Source organism: Aquabacterium sp., from assembly GCF_016234775.1.
GTDB lineage: Bacteria > Pseudomonadota > Gammaproteobacteria > Burkholderiales > Burkholderiaceae_C > Aquabacterium.
In genome coordinates, this window is sequence record NZ_JACRAH010000039.1 from 60,617 (window position 1) to 80,074 (window position 19,458).

Sequence of the window (19,458 nt, forward strand, 5' to 3'; positions counted from 1 at the left end):
CTTGGGAAAGTCACTCAGTTGCCGCTAGAAAATACACGGGCATACTGTGACCTTCGTCAGATATTTCACGAACTTTACAGGCTACGTGGAAACTTCAACCAGCAGAAGAAACCCCTTGCAGGCCTCCTTACAATGGTTTGGATGCGCAGCGACGTAGATTCTTCCTCCCCGCTTGATTCCGGTTTTCGGCATTCGAAGGCCTGGTTTTGGCGTTGGGCGCTGGGTGGCGTGGGCGCCGTGTGCCTGTTGGCACTCATCGGTGCACCGATCTGGGCTTTTGCCTTGGCCGTGGTGGCTTGGAGCATTGCGGGGGCGGTGTGGTTTCAAAGCGACGCGGTGGCAGTTTTGCGTCAATTTGATGACGCATGCGTCAATTCGCGAGCCTCAAATGAAAGTCATGCCTGGCAAAACTGGATCGCTGGCTGGTATTGGGAGACCGATGCAAGCGGGCATTTGCAGTTGTTCAATCAAGGCGGCAACTTGCCTCAAGGCATTTCCATCAACTGGTCGGATTTGTCCGAATATGTAGGTGAATCGCCAGCTTTGCTGGCCTTGTGGTCAGCGCAAGGTGGCGAGCAAGACGATTTGGGGCGTCTGGCTTATTGCCTGGATCAGAAAGTGGCCTGGGGAAACTCGCTGAATTTGCCCATGCCTGGTGGCCTCAGAGGGTTGCACGCGGACGGTGAGGGATGGCGCAGCGTGGTGTCGGGCGAGCCGCTTTGGGATGTCAGTGGGCAGTTTCGTGGCTTCCGTGGGGTCTTGCAGTTTGTGCCGCCAGTTGCGACCGGTCAGGACGCTGCAGCGGTATCCAGGGCCTTGTCCAAGGTCGAGGCCGAGGTGGTGGCTCAGCATGCCCAGATGAGGGAGGCTGAGCAGGAGGTCCTGCGATATGCCTTGTCGCATGACTTGCGCGCACCCTTGCGCGTGGTCGAGGGGTTCACACGCATCGTCAAGGAAGACTACGGTGCGGCCATTGACAAGCTGGGCAATGACCACCTGGAGCGGGTGCTGACCGCCGCTGCACGCATGAACGGCATGATCGACGCCATCCTGGCGCAGGCGCAATTGGCTGCTGAGCCCCTGCAGCGGGTGGCGATCGATTTGTCGGCCATGGCGCATGAGATCGGTGCCGAGCAATGTGCGGCATCAGCCCATGGTCGCCCGCCCATACAGTTGGTGGTGGCGGAGGGCCTGTCGATCGACGCTGATCCGGAACTGGTGCACCGCGTGATGGAAAACCTGATCAGCAATGCGCTCAAGTACAGCGGCAAGGTGGCCGCGCCGCGCGTGGAGGTCGGGGTCATGCCTGCGACCAATCCTGCCGTGTTCTTCGTGCGTGACAACGGCGCAGGTTTTGACATGCAACACGCTGACAAGCTCTTTGGCATGTTCCAGCGCTTGCACAGCGCCAAGGAGTTTCCGGGAACGGGTGTCGGGTTGGCTGGCGTGCAGAACATCGTGCGTCGCCATGGTGGACGGATCTGGGCCGAGGCCAAACAAGGCGAGGGCGCCTGCTTCTATTTCACCTTGATGGACACGGTTGAGGCGCAACAGCGCGCCGCACGTTCAAGCTGAGCCCAGGCTGGCCAGTACTTCCTGTGCGCCGAGCAGGCGCTCGCATTGAGCTTCCAGGCTGCGGCCTTCCTGCTGAGCCTGTTGGGACAGCTTCTCGATCGCACCCTTGCGGTCCAGCGAGTTGCGGTGCATCACGATGCCGACAGCCAGCGCGATGGTCTGGATCAGCGGGTCTGCGGGCGCCGGGGTTGGCCGAGGAGCGAGTTCTACCTGACCAGAGGTTGGTGGCGGTGTTTCCGTGGCGCTTGGTGCGGCGGGTAGGGGCTCTGCGGTGGTGGCAGCCGTTTCCGGTTGCTCCGCCAGCGAGCGAGCCTTGGCCCGATTGGCAAAAGCCGCCTCGACAGCAGGCACGATCTGCTGGATGTCCAGGGGCTTGACCAGATAGGTCAGCGCACCCAGTTCCTTCACCTGCTTGATGGTGGCTTCGTCGGCAAAGGCCGACAGGAACATGAAGGGGATCTGGAGGTACTCGCGCAGATAGGCCGCCACGTCAAAACCGGACTTGCCTTCCATTCGGATATCGAGCAATGCCAGTTCGGGCTTGTGCTGGCGGGCCAGCAAGATGGCATCGTCGCCGTTGTCGGCGTCAATGACTTCGTAGCCTGCCTGGGCCAGGCCATGGGTCAACGTGGCCAATACCAGCCTGTCGTCGTCCACTACCAGAATCTTGCCTTTTTGATTCACGCCCATGTCCTTTTAGGGTACCTGCCCAGCTTGTGTAAGACCTGCTTGTGGCCTGCACCTCTCACCCAGTGCTCATTTTTAGTGCGAGCGGCTATTGTGGCCAAAGAGCGATCTGCTGACCAGTAGGCTCACCCAATACATGGGGGGGTGGTATCAAATTGATACCCGGCGGTGTCAGATCCACCTGAGTCAACACGTCTGTTCCTTCCTGTTGCAAAGCCAGTTTGGCACTGCGCCTGGGCAGCAAGGCCCGCACCAACCCCAGGCCTGAAACCCCGCCAGGAACGCGATCAACATTGAATCCCGGCGGTAACTGGCCCGGGCTGCGAATGCGAATGGAGACGCCTTGATCGCTTGATTGCAGGGTGCAAGTCAGGGTCGAGGTGCCAGGCCCGTGTTTGTGGGCATTTGTCAACAGTTCGTTGAGGCAAAGCGCAATCGGGATGGATTCGGCCTCCGGCAACTGCCAGTCGCCGGCATGTGTGCCCTCCATATTGAGGGTGATGGTGCGACCAAATGTGCGTTGAACCGAAGCAGCAATCGCTTCAACCACCGACTTGAGTCGCAGGGGGCCGCCTGCGCCAACCTGAAGTCCGTAAACCTGGGCAATGGCCTGAACCTGGCCGACCACTTCCGAGATGGCGGGTGCGACTTCCGGCTTGCGCATGGCGATCTGCTGCAGCAGCCCCGCCACGCCCTGCAGGTTGTTCTTGATGCGGTGGTGCACTTCCTTGACCAGCATTTCGCGCTGGGCAATGGCGGCATCCAGGCGAGCCTGTTCGGCCGCGCGCTGCTCGGTGATGTCGGAGGCGACCACCAGCAACTGATCAGCCACTTCACCATCGCGTGCCAAGGGCAGGTAGTTGACGTCCCAGAACTGCTGGCCACCTTTGTGCGGGCGGCTGTATTCGCGATGAACGCCCTGGCCGCTGTCGAGCGCCTGTTGCATGTCGGCGCGCAGCAAGCGGGCGCGGTCGGCGTCGTACAAGGCTTCGGGCGGTTTGCCCACGGCCTTGGCGGGCTCGATGTTCATGTAGCTGGACGCGGCCTGGTTGGCCTGCACCAGGGTGAGCTGTCTGGCGTCGATCAGGTGGATGGCCATGGGCGCCATCTCGATGATGCGTTGCAGGCGGGCCTGGGCTTCGGCAGATTGGGCCTCGGCCTGGCGGCGGCGGTCGATGTCGAGCAGGGCGTAGGTGATGTGGCGGCGGTTGCCTTCACCCAGCGTGACCACCGCGTTGCCCACGACCCAGAACATGCGACCGTCTCGGCCCACCACCTGGCACTCGAAGGTGTGCGATTGGCCGTCCAGCAGGTCGTCGAGGTAGTCGGTCAGGCGGAAGGGGTGATCCAAGTCGGGTGTGGCCACCGTGGCCAGTGGCTGGCCCACGAAGTCGGCCAGATCGCCGGCGAACATGCGGCGTGCCGAGCGGTTCATCCAGGCGATGCCATGCTCGTCGAGCGTGACGATGCCCACGAACACGGAGTCGAGGATCGCGCGGGTGCGGTCGGCCTGGAGGGTGAGGCGCTGCTCGGCACGATGACGGTCGTCCACATTGACGAAGGAGGCGATGAAGCCTTCCTCGGGGCGCTGCGGGTCGACCAGGCGCAGCGACACATCGGCCCAGAGCACGCGGCCTTTCTTGCTGCGCAGGGGCCGCTCGCCTTGCCAGTGGCCCAGGCTGCGCAACATGCCGGTGATGTCCGGGTCGGTGGCGTTGTCCACGTCCAGCGCGTACACGCTGATCAGGGGGCGGCCGGTGAGGTTGGCTGCGTCTTCGCCGATGAGGTGCGAGAGGGCCGGGTTGGCACTCTGGATCAGGCCTTCCTTGACGAAGGCGATGCCCACACCGGATAGCGTGAACATCAGATCGCGGTCGCGGCCCAGCGATTCGAGTTGGGCCTGCTGCGAGCGGATGCGGCTGATGTCGGACAGCACCGCGATCACTTCCAGCGGGTTGTTCGACAGACCGATGCGGCGCACCGACAAGGTGTACCAGCGCGTCGTGTTGCCAGGAATGACGATTTCCAGTTCGCTTTCGAACTGTTCGGACTTCATCAGCTCGGTGGCGGTTTCCGTGACGACGCGGTCGATGCGCGGGTCGGCGCCAAGCAGGATTTCCAGGCCCTGACCCGCCATCGAGCCGGGTGTGAGGCCCAGCATGCGCTCGAAACGGCGGTTGCAGCGCAGCAGCACGTTGTCGCGGAAATAGGCGATGCCGGCCGGCGTGCTTTCCAGAATCGTGCTGAGTTCGTGCAGCAACTGGGCCTGATCGGGCAACGGCGCGGCATCGGCATCCGAGGTGATGGAGCTGATCGCCACGGGCGCTGCGGGGGCAGCCGTGGTGGGCGCGGAGTCCTTGATGGCGCACAGGAATCGACGCGGCGCATCCTGATTCGGTTGGGCCTGTGTCCAGATCTGGCTGCGCAGGTGTACAGGCGTGGAGGCCTGGCGCGGTTGCGTCACCTGGTTCTGAATGGGGCCGTCTTCAGGCCCGAGGGCCAGCAGGGTCAGCGGGGAATCCCAGCCGCACAGCCTTTGCAAGGCCTGGGGTGTGTCCGACAAGGCGCTGCCCGGCGGGATGGCGTAGCCCAGCAAGGCGCTCAAGGCCGAGTTGGCCCGCAGCACGCGGCCATGTTCGTTGAACTCGATCAGCGCCAGCGGCACCAGATCGAACCAGGCGTCCTCTACATGCAAGGGCGATGGGGCTGCCATGTTGGTTCAGGTGTCAGGCCTTGGGTTGCACAACGCTCACGCCAGGCATTTTGGCAGAGTAATCCTTGGGCAGCTTCGACAGGCCGGCCGCCAGTTTGCGCGCCATCTCTTTATAGAGGCCGGCCACTTTGCTGTCGGGCTCGGCCACCAGGGTGGGCTGGCCGCTGTCGGCTTGCTGGCGGATCTTGAGATCCAGGGGCATGGAGCCTAGCAGGGGTACGTTGAAGTCGGCCGCCATGCGCTTGCCGCCGTCCTGGCCGAAGATGTGTTCTTCGTGGCCGCAGTTCGGGCAGCAGAACACGGCCATGTTCTCGACGATGCCCAGTACCGGCACGCTGACCTTCTCGAACATCTGCAGGCCCTTGCGGGCGTCCAGCAGGGCGATGTCCTGGGGTGTCGTGACGATCACGGCGGCGGTCAGCGGCGAGCGCTGGCTGATGCTCAGGTGGATGTCGCCGGTGCCGGGGGGCATGTCGACGATGAGATAGTCCAGGGGCTGGCCGCCTTCATCCGCAGACTGGCCCCAGTTGGACAGACGCAGCAGTTGATCAAAGGCCTGGCTGGCCATGGGGCCGCGCCAGATGGTGGCCGCCTGGTTTTCGACCAGCAAGCCCATTGACATCATCTGCATGCCGAAGTTGACAGGCGGCGTGATGGTCTTGCCGTCCGGGCTGGGCGGCTTGCCGCTGATGCCCATCATCAAGGGCTGGCTGGGGCCGTAGATGTCGGCGTCCAGCATGCCGACGCGAGCGCCTTCGGCGGCCAGGGCCAGCGCCAGGTTGACGGCGGTGGTGCTTTTGCCCACGCCGCCCTTGCCGGAGGCCACGGCGACCACGTTCTTCACACCCGGCAGCAGCGCCTGGCCACGCGACGCTGCATGTGTCTGGATCTGGGTGGACCAGTTGACCTGCACGTCCCGAATGCCATCGATCTGGCTCAGCGCGGCCTTGACCAGTTCGGTGTAGGCCGGCCATTGCGAGGTGGCCGGGTAGCCCAGTGCGATATCGACCACGGCGCGGCCATCCTGCACCTTGAGCGCTTTGAGGTGGCGCGTGGAGACCCAATCCTGGCCGGTCAAGGGATCGGCCACGGTGGCCAGGGCGGTTTGGGCGGCGGACTCGATGGGGGACAGGGCGGCGGTCATGCTGGACAACAACTGAGCAGGTGAACCTGGCTGTGAGCGGGGATTGGCAGGGAGCTTGAAAAGGGACCGGAACACGGTGAAGAGGAAGCGGAAAACGGTCAACGAGTGGTCAAAGAACGGTCAAACCGGGCAGTCTAGTGCACGGGGGCTTGCAGTGTGGCATGGCAGGCAGCCTAAAATCTGAGATTCCCCTGAAACGTCCGATGCCCCATGATCGGACCGTCCCACCAGAACATCACCATGCCACGCCAGCTTTTTGTCACCACCGCGCTGCCCTATGCCAATGGCCATTTCCACATTGGCCACATCATGGAGTACATCCAGGCCGATATCTGGGTGCGGTTTCAGCGCATGCAGGGCCATCAGGTGCACTTCGTGGGGGCAGACGACGCGCACGGCGCACCCATCATGATCGCCGCCGAAAAGGCCGGCAAGACGCCCCAGCAGTTCGTGGCCGACATCGCCGCTGGTCGCAAGCCCTATCTGGACGGTTTCCACATCAGTTTTGATCATTGGTCTTCCACGGACAGCCCGGAGAACCACGCGCTGGCACAGGACATCTACCGTGCCCTGCGCGATCAGGGCCTGATCGAAGTGCGCCCCATCGAGCAGTTCTTCGATCCTGAAAAGAGCATGTTCCTGCCGGACCGCTTCATCAAGGGTGAATGCCCAAAGTGTGGCGCCAAGGACCAATACGGCGATTCTTGCGAGGTGTGTGGCGCCGTCTACTCGCCCACCGAAGTCAAGAACCCTTACTCGGCCTTGAGCGGTGCCACGCCGGTGCTCAAGACCAGCGACCACTACTTCTTCAAGCTGTCCGATCCGCGTTGCTTCAACTTCCTGGAGAACTGGACGCAGGACGGCAAGCTGCAATCCGAAGTGGCCAACAAGATCAAGGAATGGTTCACCAAGGACGAAGACGGCAAGGGTGGCCTGGGTGACTGGGACATCAGCCGTGATGCGCCTTATTTCGGCATCGAGATCCCCGATGCGCCGGGCAAGTACTTCTATGTGTGGCTGGACGCGCCCGTGGGCTATCTGGCCTCGCTCAAGAGCTATTTCGAAGCCGGTGGCCCTAAGGCCCGCTATGGCGAAACCCGAAGCTTCGAGCAGTTCATCGCCGACCCGGCCGTCGAGCAGGTGCACTTCATTGGCAAGGACATCACCTACTTCCACACCCTGTTCTGGCCCGCGATGCTGCAGTTCAGCGGCCGCAAGCTGCCCAACCAGATCAATGTGCACGGCTTCATGACCGTGAACAACGGCGAGAAGATGAGCAAGAGCCGTGGCACCGGCCTGGACCCGCTCAAGTACCTGAGCCTGGGCATGAACGCCGAGTGGCTGCGCTACTACATCGCCGCCAAGCTCAACGCCCGCGTGGAAGACGTCGACTTCAACAAGGACGACTTCATGGCCCGGGTCAACAGCGACCTGATCGGCAAGTACATCAACATCGCCAGCCGTGCGGCCGGTTTCATCGCCAAGCGCTTTGCCGGCCAGCTGACCGCCGCCATCGGTGACGACGGCCAGACCTTGCTCAAGGCCCTGCAGGCAGGCCAGCCCGCCATCGTCGAGCTGTATGAGCAGCGCGACATGGGCAAGGTGCTGCGCGAGATCATGCTGCTGGCCGACCGTGTCAATGAATACGTGGATGCCAACAAGCCTTGGGAGCTGGCCAAGCAGGAAGGGCAGGATGCCCGTCTGCAGGAAGTCTGCACTGTGTGCATCGAGACGTTCCGCCTGTTGAGCCTGTACCTCAAGCCTGTGTTGCCCGCCCTGGCGGCCAATGTGGAAGCCTTCCTGAAGATCGAGCCGATGACCTTTGGCGATGCGGGCAAGCTGCTGGGCGCCCACGTGATTGGCGAATACAAGCACCTGATGCAGCGTGTGGATCCGAAGATGCTGGAAGCGCTGTTCGAGCCGCCTCCTGCACCAGTTGTGGAAGCACCCAAGCCAGGCGGAGACAAGGCTGATGCCCCCATGCCCCCCGAGGGGGACGCCTCCGCCTTGGGGCGGCCCGGCGGCGAGGCGATCGCCCCCACCATCACCATCGACGACTTCGTCAAGGTGGACCTGCGCATCGCCAAAATCGTGAATGCCGAGCATGTGGAAGGCAGCACCAAGCTGCTGCGCCTCACGCTGGACGTGGGCGAGGGCCGCACGCGCAATGTGTTCAGCGGCATCAAGGAGGCTTACAAGCCTGAAGACCTGATCGGCAAGCACACCGTCATGGTGGCCAATCTGGCGCCGCGCAAGATGAAGTTCGGCGTGAGCGAAGGCATGGTGCTGGCGGCTTCTCATGCCGATGAGAAGGGCACGCCTGGCATCTACGTGCTGGAGCCGGTGGCGGGTGCGCAACCTGGGATGCGGATCCGCTGACCTGAGGTGCGGTGTGTTGGCGCATGCCTGCCGGATACCGGCGATTGCGCCACGCATGCCCTGCTTTTTCCAATTGACCTGGCCCAAGCCTTGCTGTGCAATGGGCCATCATGTTGCCCACCCCCGAAGCCGACGATCGACCCAGCGCCCAGCAAGGCCGAACCTGGCACCAGCCTCGCTGGCTGGCCAAGCTCAACCTGGCGCCGTTCAGGCCGCGCATCCTTGATTCGCTGCATGACTATGACCGCGAACGCTTCTGGCGCGACATGGGGGCCGGCCTCACCGTGGGCATCGTGGCCTTGCCTCTGGCCATGGCCTTTGCCATCGCCTCGGGCGTCAAGCCTGAAGCTGGCTTGTTCACGGCCATCATCGCGGGCTTTCTGATCTCGGCTTTAGGCGGCTCCCAGGTCCAGATCGGTGGCCCGGCAGGTGCCTTCATCGTCATCGTCTACGGGATTGTCGAACGCTACGGGCTGGCCAATCTGCTGATCTCCACCGTGCTGGCAGGCGGCATCCTGTTCGCGATGGGGCTGTTCCGACTGGGTGTGCTGGTGCGCTACATCCCGGTGAGCATCGTGATCGGCTTCACCAATGGCATCGCCGTGCTGATCGCGCTGTCGCAGGTCAAGGATTTGCTGGGGCTGAACCCGGTCAGCATGCCGGCCGATTTTGTCGGGCAACTTCGTACCTTGTGGACGTGCCGCGAGCAGTTCAATCCTTATGCGCTGGGGCTGGGTCTGACGACCGTGGCCGGCTTGTTCTTCTGGCCGCGCCTGTTCTCGCCCACAGGCATCGTGCCCTTGGCGCTGCACAGCACGAGAGGTTTTCGGGTGGCGGCCCGCATGCCTGGTCCGATGATGGTGCTGATCAGCATGGGTGCGATCACGGCGCTGCTCGAATTGCCTGTGGCCACCATAGGCAGCAAGTTCGGTGGCATTCCGCAAAGCCTGCCAGGTTTCGTCTGGCCCGAGTTTTCGTGGGAAGGCATCCGGCATCTCTTCATGCCGACCTTCACGATCGCCTTGCTGGGCGCGATCGAGTCGCTGTTGTGCGCCCGCGTGGCCGACAACATGACGGACTTCCGTCGGCATGATCCCAATCAGGAGTTGATGGCCCAGGGCATTGCCAACATGGTGACGCCTTTCTTTGGCGGCATCCCGGCCACCGGCACCATTGCGCGCACGGTCACGAATGTGCGGGCCGGGGCCAGCAGCCCGGTGGCAGGTATGGTGCACGCCCTGGCGCTGTTGCTGGTGGTGCTGGTAGCCGCGCCGCTGGCCTCTCATGTGCCGCTGGCTGTGCTGGCGGGCATCCTGTTGTTCATTGCCTGGAACATGGGCGAGTGGCACGAGTTCTTCAAGCTGCGCCAGTACAACTACACCTACCGCACGATCCTGGTGGGCACCTTCGTGCTCACTGTGGTGGTCGACCTGACTGTGGCGGTAGAGGTGGGGCTGGTGATGGCTTGCGTGTTCTTCATCTACCGTATGAGCACCTTGTTTCGCATGGAACCCCAGGGCGCGCCCGCCGTGGAAGCGCCGGCCGGCGTGCAGGTGCTGCGGCTGTATGGCTCGCTGTTTTTCGGCGCGGTGGGCAAGGTGGAGGAGTTGCCCGATCAACTGCCGCCTGACACAAGGGTGGTCGTGCTGGAGATGCAGCGTCTGATCTCGATCGACACCTCAGGCCTGGATGCGCTGGTGCAGTTGCGACGCACGCTGGAGCGGCGGGATGTGGCGCTTTTGCTGTGCGAAGTCAACGATCAGCCCTTGAGCCTGATCCGCCGCAGCGGTCAGGAAAAGTTGTTTGGCGAACGCAACTTACTGCCGGACCTGCCAGCCGCGCTGACGAGGGCCCGTGCGCTTTGTGAGGTCACGGCATCGGTCTTCACCTGATTCAGCCGGCGGCCACGATCACATCAAGCACATCCAGGGCGAGCAAGGTGGGGGCGGCAGATCTCGCCAGCGGGATGGCCTGCGCCGACACGATATAGCGGCCAGCTGCCGGGCGAACCTTCACATACAGCGCCGCGATCTGATCGGCGATGCTGGCGGCTTGAGCCGGGCCCAGCAAGCCGACAGGAGCGTGTCGCCACACCCAGGCCAGTCGGCGCAAGCCACTCGCCCAGGCCTTGATCCAGGGGCTCAGGTCTGCGCGTGCATCGCTGGTTTCCAGCGCCACCTCGCTGAGGTTGTCGCTGATGTGTGTCAGTGCGGCGTCCAGCGCTGCCACCCATGCATGGGCTGGCGTAGCACCTTGCGGCAGGCATGTACAGGGGCGAACAGGGGGGCGGGGGCTGGGTTGCCCGGTTGACGCCTCACGTGCCAGCTGGTCTCCCCGGTGGGCCTTGGTCTGGCTGTCCAGCCACAGGCCGTGTCGCGTGATCAGGCCACGGGCGACATCCAGCACGGCGTGTGCATGGCCATCGATCAATTCGATCTCCAGTTCATGGACGGGCACGCTTTTGTCGCCTGCCGCGATCAACCCCAGGTCCAGCGCGATTTCGACTCGGCCGGCACGTTGGGGTGCTGCGTTGGTGTGGCTGGCCTGGGCGCGCAGGCGCTGCATGTCCGTCCGGTACAGCTGGATCAGGCCCAGGTGTTCGCCTTTGGGGTCGCGCTCAGGCTGCCAGCCCAGGTCGCGCATCAGGGCCTGGCGAACGGCCTCGGGCTGGTGCAGCGACAGATCGGGGTGAATGGCCTCGCCTGGTGCAAATGCCTGGCTGGCCTGGTTGTCTTCCAGTCGGGTCATGGCATTGGGGCCGGCGGCCTTGAGCGTCTGGACCCAGTCATCGTCTTCCTGGCGCACACGCAGGGCCGCGCGGGCCTTGGCCAGCTTGCGGTCGGCAGTGTCGAAATAGGCGGCCTGGAGCTTTTGAGCGGGTGCCTGGCCACCAGTCAAGGTCGCCAGTTCGGCCTTCACGGCCGCCAAAGTGCCTTGCGGAATCTGGAATTTCAGTTCAATTTCCTGCATGGGCGACATTGTCGGGCCACCGAAAGATGGTTGCGGGCCGCCCAGACCGATAAAATGCCAGCTTTCGCATTTCCTTCACCGAGCTCCAAGCCATGCCGCTTTTCTGGAAACCTTACAAGTCCGACGTGACGCAGTTCATCGACAGCCTGAAGTCGCGTGATCCGCAGCTCGAAGAGCGCCAGCGCCAGGGCCGCGCGCTGCTGTGGGACAAGGAACTCAACCGCGACGACCAGAAGGGCTACCGTGAAGCCAAGGTCGATCAGAAGCCCTACGTCTACTCGACCAAGGCCTGAGTCCCGAGGTTGACCGGTGACGCAGGACGTCCTGGCCGCTGAAGAAGGCGGCTTGCCACCCAAGGAGCTTGACGAGCAGGGCTTGCCCGACATCGTCGACCGCGTGGCGCTGGCACGTCTGTACGGCGAACCTTTGTTCGCCATGCCCACCGACCTGTATATCCCGCCAGACGCCCTGGAAGTCTTCCTGGAGACCTTTCAAGGCCCCTTGGATCTGCTGCTCTACCTGATCCGCAAGCAGAACTTCAACATCATGGACATCCCGCTGGCGGATGTGACCCGGCAGTATCTGACCTACGTCGATCAGATCCGCAAGACCAACCTCGAACTGGCGTCCGACTATCTGCTGATGGCGGCCATGCTCATCGAGATCAAGTCGAGGATGCTGCTGCCGCCCAAGAAGACCGAAGAGGGCGAGGAGCCCGAAGACCCTCGTGCCGAGCTGGTGCGCCGTCTGATCGAGTACGAGCAGATGAAGCTGGCCGCAGCCGGGCTGGATCAGCTGCCCCTGCTGGGCCGGGATTTCCTGCGGGTTGAAATCCACAACGACCCGTCCGTGCATGTGCGCCATCCGGATGTGAGCCTGGCCGACCTGCGCGAGGCCTGGATGGACATCCTGCAGCGCGCACGGCTCAACAAGCACCACACGATCACCCGCGAAGAGCTGTCCGTGCGCGAGTTCATGAGCAACGTGCTGCGCACCTTGCAGGGCAAGCGTTTTGTCGAATTCGAGAACCTGTTTGATCCCAGCCGTGGTTCACAGGTCATCGTGGTGACCTTCATCGCCATGCTGGAGCTGGCCCGCGAACGCCTGCTGGAGATCACCCAGGCGGAGGCCTTTGCCCCGATTTACGTGCGCCTGGCTTACCAGCCAGCCTGAGCACGTCAAGCACCCTGCCACGGTGGCCCCGCCTCTTGAGGGTTTGCCAGCACTTTTTTGCCCACGGCCGCTGGGGACAGCCTAGAATCGCGCCACTTCAGGCTCCCGCTTCGCTGAGGACCATACAAGATGAGCACCCCCGCTGTACCTGATCGCAAGCCCATGACCCTGCATCGTCTGCGCGACATGCATGCCAAGGGCGAGAAAATCACCATGCTGACCGCGTACGACGCGACCTTCGCGCGCCTGGTGGACGATGCCGGCGTGGACACCATCCTGGTGGGTGACTCCCTGGGCATGCTGGTGCAAGGCCACAGCAGCACGGTGCCTGTCAGCATCGAGGACATGGTCTATCACACCCGTTGTGTGGCCCGTGGCAACCGCACGGCCTGGGTGGTGGGTGATCTGCCGTTTGGCAGCTACCAGGAAAGCCGTGAACAGGCCCTGCGCTCCAGCGTGGCCCTGATGCAGGCCGGTGCGCACATGGTCAAGCTTGAAGGTGGCGGCTGGACGGCCGAGACCGTGCACTTCCTGACCGAGCGTGGCATTCCTGTTTGTGCCCACCTGGGCCTGACCCCGCAAAGCGTGCACGCCTTGGGTGGCTACCGCATCCAGGGGCGTGATGAAGCTGGCGCGCAAACCCTGCGCAAGCACGCGAAGGAACTGGCCGATGCCGGTGCCGCCATGATGGTGCTGGAGCTGATGCCCTCAGCCGTGGCGCGTGATGTGCAGGCCGACAACCCTGGCGTGATGACCATCGGCATTGGCGCCGGGCAGGGCACGGCCGGCCAGGTCCTGGTGCTGCACGACATGCTGCACGTGACCCGTGGCAAGCTGCCGCGCTTCGTGCGCAACTTCATGGCCGAAGGCGGCTCGGTGGAAGACGCCGTGCGCCGCTACGTGGCCGCCGTGAAGGATGGCTCCTTCCCTGACGAAGCCGTGCACGCTTACTGATCGATTTCTTCGCCGAGTTGTCTATGAAGATCATCCACACCGTGGCCGCTTTGCGCGCCGAACTGGCCGCGCATCCTTCTGCACCCGCATTCGTGCCCACCATGGGCAATCTGCATGAGGGCCATCTGGCTCTGATCGCCCAGGCACGTCAGTTGGTGGCGGGCAGTGGCAGCCCGGTCGTGGCCAGCATCTTCGTCAACCGCCTGCAATTCGGGCCCAACGAAGATTTCGATACCTACCCGCGCACCCTGGAGCGCGATGCCCAGTTGCTGGATGCCGCCGGTTGCGACATCCTGTTCGCGCCTTCCGAGGCCGAGCTGTATCCCCAGCCACAAGGCTACAAGGTCGTGCCGCCGACCGAGCTGGCCGACATCCTGGAAGGCGCCTTCCGCCCGGGCTTCTTCACGGGCGTGTGCACCGTGGTCCACAAGCTGTTCAACCTGGTGCAACCGCGCATCGGTGTGTTTGGCAAGAAGGACTACCAACAGCTCATGATCATCCGCAACATGGTCGCGCAGATGGGCTTGCCCATCGAGATCCAGGGCGGCGAGACCTTGCGTGCAGACGATGGCCTGGCCTTGTCTTCGCGCAATGGTTATCTGAGCGAGTCAGAGCGTGCTGAAGCAGTGCAGATGATCACCACCTTGCGCGCCGTGAAGACGCAGGTCAACGGTGCGCGCGCGGCGGGTGGCTTGAACCAGGCGAGCCTGGCCGACATCGAGAAGCAGACCATGGCCGCATTGGATGCCCGCGGCTGGAAGACCGACTACGTGATGGTGCGCCGTCAACGTGACCTGCTGCCCGCCACCGATGCCGAACTGGCACAAGGTGAGCCTCTGGTCAGCCTGTCGGCCTCCCGCCTGGGCAAGACACGCCTGATCGACAACCTCGAGCTCTGAGCCTGAGCACGCGGGTCTGATTCTTGCGGCATGTTCCGGGTTTTCCCGGTGATGTGCTGTACCCCATGAATCTGTCCCTCAAACGTGCAGGCCTGGTGGCCTGTCTGGCCCTGTCGCTGACCTGCCTTGGTGCATGGGCCCAGTCTTCATCTACTGATGCCGTCGGTGCTGGTGCTTCGGATGCGGTGGCGTCGGAGCCCGTCGCAGCTTCTGCCGTGGAGCCGGCGCCTGCATGGACAGCCGCATCATCGGCCATCGCAGCAGATGCGCCAGCCTCATCTGCTGCCGCTGCATCCACACCGGCGGCCGCGCCGACCAGCCCGCAACGCGTGGCCTTTCAGCAGATCAGTGCCGGTGATACCGCCTGGATGATGGCCGCTTCAGCGCTGGTGCTGCTGATGTCGGTGCCGGGGCTGGCCTTGTTCTATGCGGGCATGGTCCGCAAGAAGAACATCCTGGCCACCATGGCGCAGACCTTTGCCGTGTGTGCCCTGGTGGCGGTGCTGTGGTTCGTCTGTGGCTACAGCCTGGCCTTCATGCCCGGCTCGGACTGGTTGGGCAGCACCTCAGCGGTGTTTCTCGACAGCCTGTTCTACGACCGTAGCGCGGCCCTCGTGTCGGTGCATCACCTCGCGCCCACGGTGCCCGAGTCCGTGTTCGTCATGTTCCAGATGACGTTTGCGATCATCACGCCAGCGCTCATCACGGGCGCGTTTGCGGAGCGCATGAAGTTCTCTGCGCTGCTCTTGTTCATGGCCTTGTGGTCCTTACTGGTGTACGTGCCGGTGGCCCACTGGGTGTGGGAGCCCACGGGCTGGCTGGCCAAGGCAGGCGTGCTCGATTTCGCCGGCGGTACGGTGGTGCACATCAACGCGGGCATCGCGGGGCTGGCATGTGCGTGGATGCTGGGCCGCCGTATCGGCTTCGGGCAAGAGCCACTCATGCCCTCCAACCTGGGCTACACCATGATCGGTGCTTCCCTGTTGTGGGTGGGCTGGATGGGCTTCAACGGCGGTTCAGCCTGTGCTGCAGATGGCCGTGCCGGCATGGCCATGCTGGTCACGCAAATCGGCGCGGCATCGGCGGCATTGGCCTGGATGGCGGCGGAGTGGGCCGTGCGCGGCACGCCAACCTTGCTGGGCCTGTGCAGTGGTGCCGTGGCCGGGCTTGTGGCCATCACGCCGGCCTCCGGCTTTGTGGATGCCAAGTCAGCCGTGTTGATCGGCGTGGTCGCCGGCATGGGTTGCTATTGGGGCGCCACGGGCCTCAAGCGCCTGCTGGGTGCCGATGACTCGCTGGACGTATTCGGCGTGCACGGCGTGGGCGGCGTCATCGGGGCCTTGCTGACCGGTGTGCTGGCATCCCCTGCGATCGGCGGTGTCCATGGCTCTTTGCAGAATCAGGCCATGGGTGTGGTGGCAACCCTGGCTTACAGCGGCATCGTGACCACGGTGATCCTGTGGCTGGTGGACCGCATGGTGGGGCTGCGCGTGAGCCGACAGCAGGAGGTGGACGGTCTCGACCTCAGCCTGCACGGTGAGCGCGTCGAATGAGTGTGGGTTGCTTGATTTAGCAGGAGGTCGTGATGCTGGAGAGCGAAAAATTTGCCATCGCCGCTCATTTGCATGTGTTGCTGCGCCGTACGAACGGGCGCGTGACCGATGTGGAGTGGATGATCAAGAGCCCGGAATATGCGCGTGAGGTCATCCGCGTGGCGCGCACTGAAACGCATGCGGATCTGCACAAGCTGGCCGACAAGCTGGAGGCGGCTGTCGGGGCTGTGCCGCCGGTTGCTGCGCGTCCCTCAATGGCGACAACCGCGGCGGCCACAGCAGCAGGAAGGCCCGCGCAGCCAAGCGGATTTGGCGCCACCGAGCCAGGTGCTGATTCGTCTGGCTTTGCTGCATCGTCAGGCTTTGCTCAGTCGGGCTTTGACCCAGCTGTGGCCCGCAAGCGCTACGTCGGTACCTTGCGTTGAATACCGCGCTGGAACGAGCCTGTGATCAGGCCAGCCCGGCACCCATCAGCCAGTTGAGAAAGACGGCCTGAGCCGCTTGCTCCAGCTTGTCGCCCCACTGGCAGCTGTCGGCGCGCAACTGCGCCAGGTCGATGCCCGCAGCCGTCAATTCTGCGGTGTGCCCGATGAGCCAGCGCTCGATCTGATGGCCTTGTGCTTCCAGATGGCATTGCAGGCCCAGCACCGTGTTGCCGATGCTGAACACTTGATGGCGCACCAGGCGTGTCGAGGCCAGCAAGGTGGCGCCTTCCGGCAGATCGAAGGTGTCGCCGTGCCAGTGCAGCACCTGATGCTCACAGGCAGACAAGGCTGCCATGCAGGAGCTCAGGCCCTCCGGTGTGAGTTGCAAGGCATCCCAGCCGATCTCCTTGGCCGGGCCGGGGTAGACGCGTTGACCGCTGGCCGCAGCAATCATCTGCGCGCCCAGGCAGATGCCCACCAGAGGCTTGCCTGATTGCAGGCGCGCTTTCACCCGGGCGAGTTCGTCCACGATGAAGGGATAACGGTCCGACTCATACACGCCGATGGGGCCGCCCAGCACCACCACCAGATCGGCCTGGGCCCATTCCGCTTGAGCCTGCGGGCTGCTCAAGTCGTCGACGCCGGCTTGCCTGTATTGAATCGAAAAGCCCGATGCGCGCAACACGGGCTCGAGCGAGCCCAGGTCTTCAAAGCTCACATGCTGCAAGGCCAGACAGGTGCGGGTCATAGCGTCTCCAGAAATGCCACGACCTCATTTTCCACGCGTGTGCGTTTCATCGGCGGCAGGCTCTGCCATATCCGACGACCGTAAGGTTTATCAATCAGGCGGGTGTCACAGATCATGAGCACGCCGCGGTCGGTCTCACCGCGAATCAGGCGGCCGGCACCTTGTTTCAAGGCGATGATGGCCTGCGGCACCTGGTGTTCCATGAAAGGGTTGCCGCCTTGTTGTGACAAGAGCTCCAGCCGTTTGGCCAGCACCGGGTCATCAGGTGGTGCAAAGGGCAGTTTGTCGATCACGACCAGGGTCAGGGCATCGCCCTTCACGTCGATGCCTTCCCAGAAGCTGTGGCTTCCCACCAGCACGGCATTGCCGGCACGGCGGAAGTCTTCCAGCAAGGTGGGGCGCGGCGCATCGCCTTGCTGCAGCACGGGGAAGGGGTCGCCCGACTCGCTGAAAACCTTCTTGAGGCGCTCGGCCGCCTTGGCCACCGCGCGCAGGCTGGTGCATAGAACGAAGGCGCGGCCACGGTTGGCGCGGATCAGGGGCAGGGCGGCATCGATGACGGCGTCCGTGTGGCCAGGGTCCGATGGTTGCGGCATGGCTTGCGGCACATACAGCATGGCCTGGTTGGCGTAGTCATAGGGGCTGGACCACGAGTGGCAAGCCGCATCGTCCAGGCCCAGCGCATGCGTGAAATGGCCGAAGTCCTTGCGCACGGCCAGCGTGGCCGAGGTGAAGATCCAGGCGCGGCGCGGTACACCCGGCGTGCTGCTGCCCGCTTGATCCGGTTTGCCAGCAACGGGTGTTGGCGGTGTGCTGGTGGTGGCGCCTTTGCCTGACATCCCGACATCGTCCGCACCGGCCATCAAGGCTTGCAGGTCATCTTCGTCGTCATCGCCGGCATCGTCATCCCAGGGCAACTCTTCCAGCTCCGCATTGCGGGCCAGTGCACCTTCGATGTCATCCTCATCCGGCTCTTCATCGGGTGCGATCTCGACCCCCTCCTGGCCCAGTCCCAGGCGCTGCCGGCGGAACACATCGGCCACCGAGATGGGCGTGCGGTGCAGTTGCACGCCATGCGTGCCCACGTCGACCCAGCACAACTCGGGCTCGCTGGTGCGCTCAGGGGCACCCCAGGCGCACAGGCGCTGCATGAGCGCATCACTGCGCCGGTGCAACTGGGCGAGGTCCGGGCTGCGTTCGGCCTGGCTGTCGAGCACCTCGCGCACATGCATCAGGGTCTCACGCAGATTGAGCAGGGCCGCATGCAAGGGATGATCGTCTCCCAACTGGGCAAAGGCCATGCGTTGCATCTGGGGGCCGAAGCACAAGCGGAGATCACGTGTGCAACGCTCCAGCGGCGAGAGCACATCGTTCCAGTTGGCACCATCACGCGCTTGCGATTGACCTGTGGCCAGCGTGTCGCGCAGGAGATCCAGCAATTGCGCGCTTGAAACCGAGTCACCGAAGAACAAGGTGGCCGTGTCGGGCAACTGATGTGCCTCGTCGAACACGATGGTCTGTGCGTTGGGCAGCAGTTCGGGCACGCCCTCTTCGCGCAGCATCAGGTCCGCAAAGAAGAGGTGATGGTTGACCACGACCACATCGGCGTCCTGCGCTTCACGGCGGGCCTTGATGACGAAGCAGTCGGTGTAGTGCTTGCACTCGCTACCCAGGCAGTTCTCACGCGTGGAGGTGACACGCGCCCAGATCGCGGCGTGCTCGGGCACTTGCGTGCACTCGGCCTTGTCGCCCGTCGGGCTGAGGTGGATGAAGCGGTTGATCAGGCTGAGGTCTCGCACCTCCTGCTTGCTGCCCAGCAAGGTGGCGTCCTGATTGGCGCGGTCCAGGTGGTGCCAGCACAGGTAGTTGCTGCGGCCCTTGAGCAGGGCTGTCTTGATGGGGACGGCCAGGGCATCGCGCACGGCCGGCAGATCGCGGTGGTAGAGCTGATCTTGCAGGGCCTTGGTGCCGGTGGACACGATGACCTTGCCGCCTTCCAGCAGCGCGGGTACGAGATAGGCCGCCGTCTTGCCCACGCCGGTGCCGGCCTCCAGCACCACCGTGCTGGCCTGGCGGATCGCTTCCTGAATGGCCTGGGCCATTTCAATCTGCTCGGTCCGCACACGGTAGCCGTCAAAGGCACGCGCAAGCGGGCCTGATTCGGAAAACAAGGTGGGCAGGTCCATATCGATCTTCAAGCTGGCGTCCCGCTATTGTCAGGGCGGCACGCCAGCATGT

Annotated in this window: 15 protein-coding genes; 9 read left to right on the forward strand and 6 right to left on the reverse strand. The window is 63.6% G+C overall.

Annotated elements, in window-relative coordinates; all coding sequences use genetic code 11:
* Positions 1–480: 480 nt before the first annotated feature.
* Positions 481–1,575, forward strand: a complete 1,095-nt coding sequence (locus HY836_RS11995) for an ATP-binding protein (protein WP_290676386.1) — start codon at positions 481–483, stop codon at positions 1,573–1,575.
* On the opposite strand, the gene HY836_RS12000 is transcribed toward HY836_RS11995, so the two are convergent.
* The 3 genes from HY836_RS12000 to apbC all read right to left on the reverse strand — a co-directional run bounded on the left by HY836_RS12000 (position 1,567) and on the right by apbC (position 6,119).
* The gene (locus HY836_RS12000; protein ID WP_290676387.1) at positions 1,567–2,265 is read right to left on the reverse strand and encodes a response regulator; all 699 of its coding nucleotides are present in this window, start codon (positions 2,263–2,265) and stop codon (positions 1,567–1,569) included. The two genes, HY836_RS11995 and HY836_RS12000, sit on opposite strands and share 9 nt — an antisense overlap.
* 85 nt (positions 2,266–2,350) lie before the next feature.
* A complete protein-coding gene (locus tag HY836_RS12005; protein WP_290676388.1) occupies positions 2,351–4,975 on the reverse strand; it encodes a PAS domain S-box protein in 2,625 nt (874 codons plus the stop codon).
* A 13-nt stretch (positions 4,976–4,988) separates the two neighbouring features.
* Entirely contained in the window at positions 4,989–6,119 is a 1,131-nt protein-coding gene (gene apbC / locus HY836_RS12010) for an iron-sulfur cluster carrier protein ApbC (protein WP_290676389.1), read from the reverse strand.
* Positions 6,120–6,359: 240 nt separating this feature from the next.
* On the opposite strand from apbC, the gene metG reads away from it, so the two are divergent.
* Both metG and HY836_RS12020 read left to right on the forward strand, forming a co-directional pair.
* Positions 6,360–8,498 carry a methionine--tRNA ligase gene (gene metG, locus HY836_RS12015; protein ID WP_290676390.1) on the forward strand — a complete coding sequence of 713 codons (2,139 nt, stop codon included), beginning with the start codon at positions 6,360–6,362 and terminating at the stop codon, positions 8,496–8,498.
* A gap of 110 nt (positions 8,499–8,608) precedes the next feature.
* Complete coding sequence (locus HY836_RS12020; protein WP_290676391.1) at positions 8,609–10,390, forward strand: SulP family inorganic anion transporter; 1,782 nt, start codon at positions 8,609–8,611, stop codon at positions 10,388–10,390.
* Between the two features lies 1 nt (position 10,391).
* On the opposite strand, the gene HY836_RS12025 is transcribed toward HY836_RS12020, so the two are convergent.
* Positions 10,392–11,468 (reverse strand): CYTH domain-containing protein, encoded by a 1,077-nt coding sequence (locus tag HY836_RS12025; protein WP_290676392.1) that lies wholly within the window; start codon positions 11,466–11,468, stop codon positions 10,392–10,394.
* 92 nt (positions 11,469–11,560) lie between these two features.
* Between HY836_RS12025 and HY836_RS12030 the strand changes: the two genes are divergently transcribed.
* The 6 genes from HY836_RS12030 (at position 11,561) to HY836_RS12055 (ending at position 16,472) form a co-directional block, all read left to right on the forward strand.
* Positions 11,561–11,761: a DUF3460 family protein gene (locus HY836_RS12030; RefSeq protein ID WP_290676393.1), complete on the forward strand. Its 201-nt coding sequence runs from the start codon at positions 11,561–11,563 to the stop codon at positions 11,759–11,761.
* Positions 11,762–11,792: 31 nt separating this feature from the next.
* Positions 11,793–12,641, forward strand: a complete 849-nt coding sequence (locus HY836_RS12035) for a ScpA family protein (protein WP_290676413.1) — start codon at positions 11,793–11,795, stop codon at positions 12,639–12,641.
* Between the two features lie 129 nt (positions 12,642–12,770).
* Positions 12,771–13,595 (forward strand): 3-methyl-2-oxobutanoate hydroxymethyltransferase, encoded by an 825-nt coding sequence (gene panB, locus HY836_RS12040; protein ID WP_290676394.1) that lies wholly within the window; start codon positions 12,771–12,773, stop codon positions 13,593–13,595.
* A gap of 23 nt (positions 13,596–13,618) precedes the next feature.
* Positions 13,619–14,494 (forward strand): pantoate--beta-alanine ligase, encoded by an 876-nt coding sequence (panC, locus tag HY836_RS12045; RefSeq protein ID WP_290676395.1) that lies wholly within the window; start codon positions 13,619–13,621, stop codon positions 14,492–14,494.
* Positions 14,495–14,559: 65 nt separating this feature from the next.
* Positions 14,560–16,047 (forward strand): ammonium transporter, encoded by a 1,488-nt coding sequence (locus HY836_RS12050; RefSeq protein WP_290676396.1) that lies wholly within the window; start codon positions 14,560–14,562, stop codon positions 16,045–16,047.
* 32 nt (positions 16,048–16,079) lie between these two features.
* Complete coding sequence (locus HY836_RS12055; RefSeq protein ID WP_290676397.1) at positions 16,080–16,472, forward strand: hypothetical protein; 393 nt, start codon at positions 16,080–16,082, stop codon at positions 16,470–16,472.
* Positions 16,473–16,497: 25 nt separating this feature from the next.
* On the opposite strand, the gene HY836_RS12060 is transcribed toward HY836_RS12055, so the two are convergent.
* Positions 16,498–17,220, reverse strand: a complete 723-nt coding sequence (locus tag HY836_RS12060) for a glutamine amidotransferase (RefSeq protein ID WP_290676398.1) — start codon at positions 17,218–17,220, stop codon at positions 16,498–16,500.
* On the reverse strand, positions 17,217–19,418 hold the full coding sequence (locus HY836_RS12065) for an ATP-dependent DNA helicase (RefSeq protein ID WP_290676399.1): 2,202 nt from the start codon (positions 19,416–19,418) through the stop codon (positions 17,217–17,219). Before HY836_RS12065 ends, HY836_RS12060 begins: the two co-directional genes overlap by 4 nt.
* Positions 19,419–19,458 lie beyond the last annotated feature (40 nt).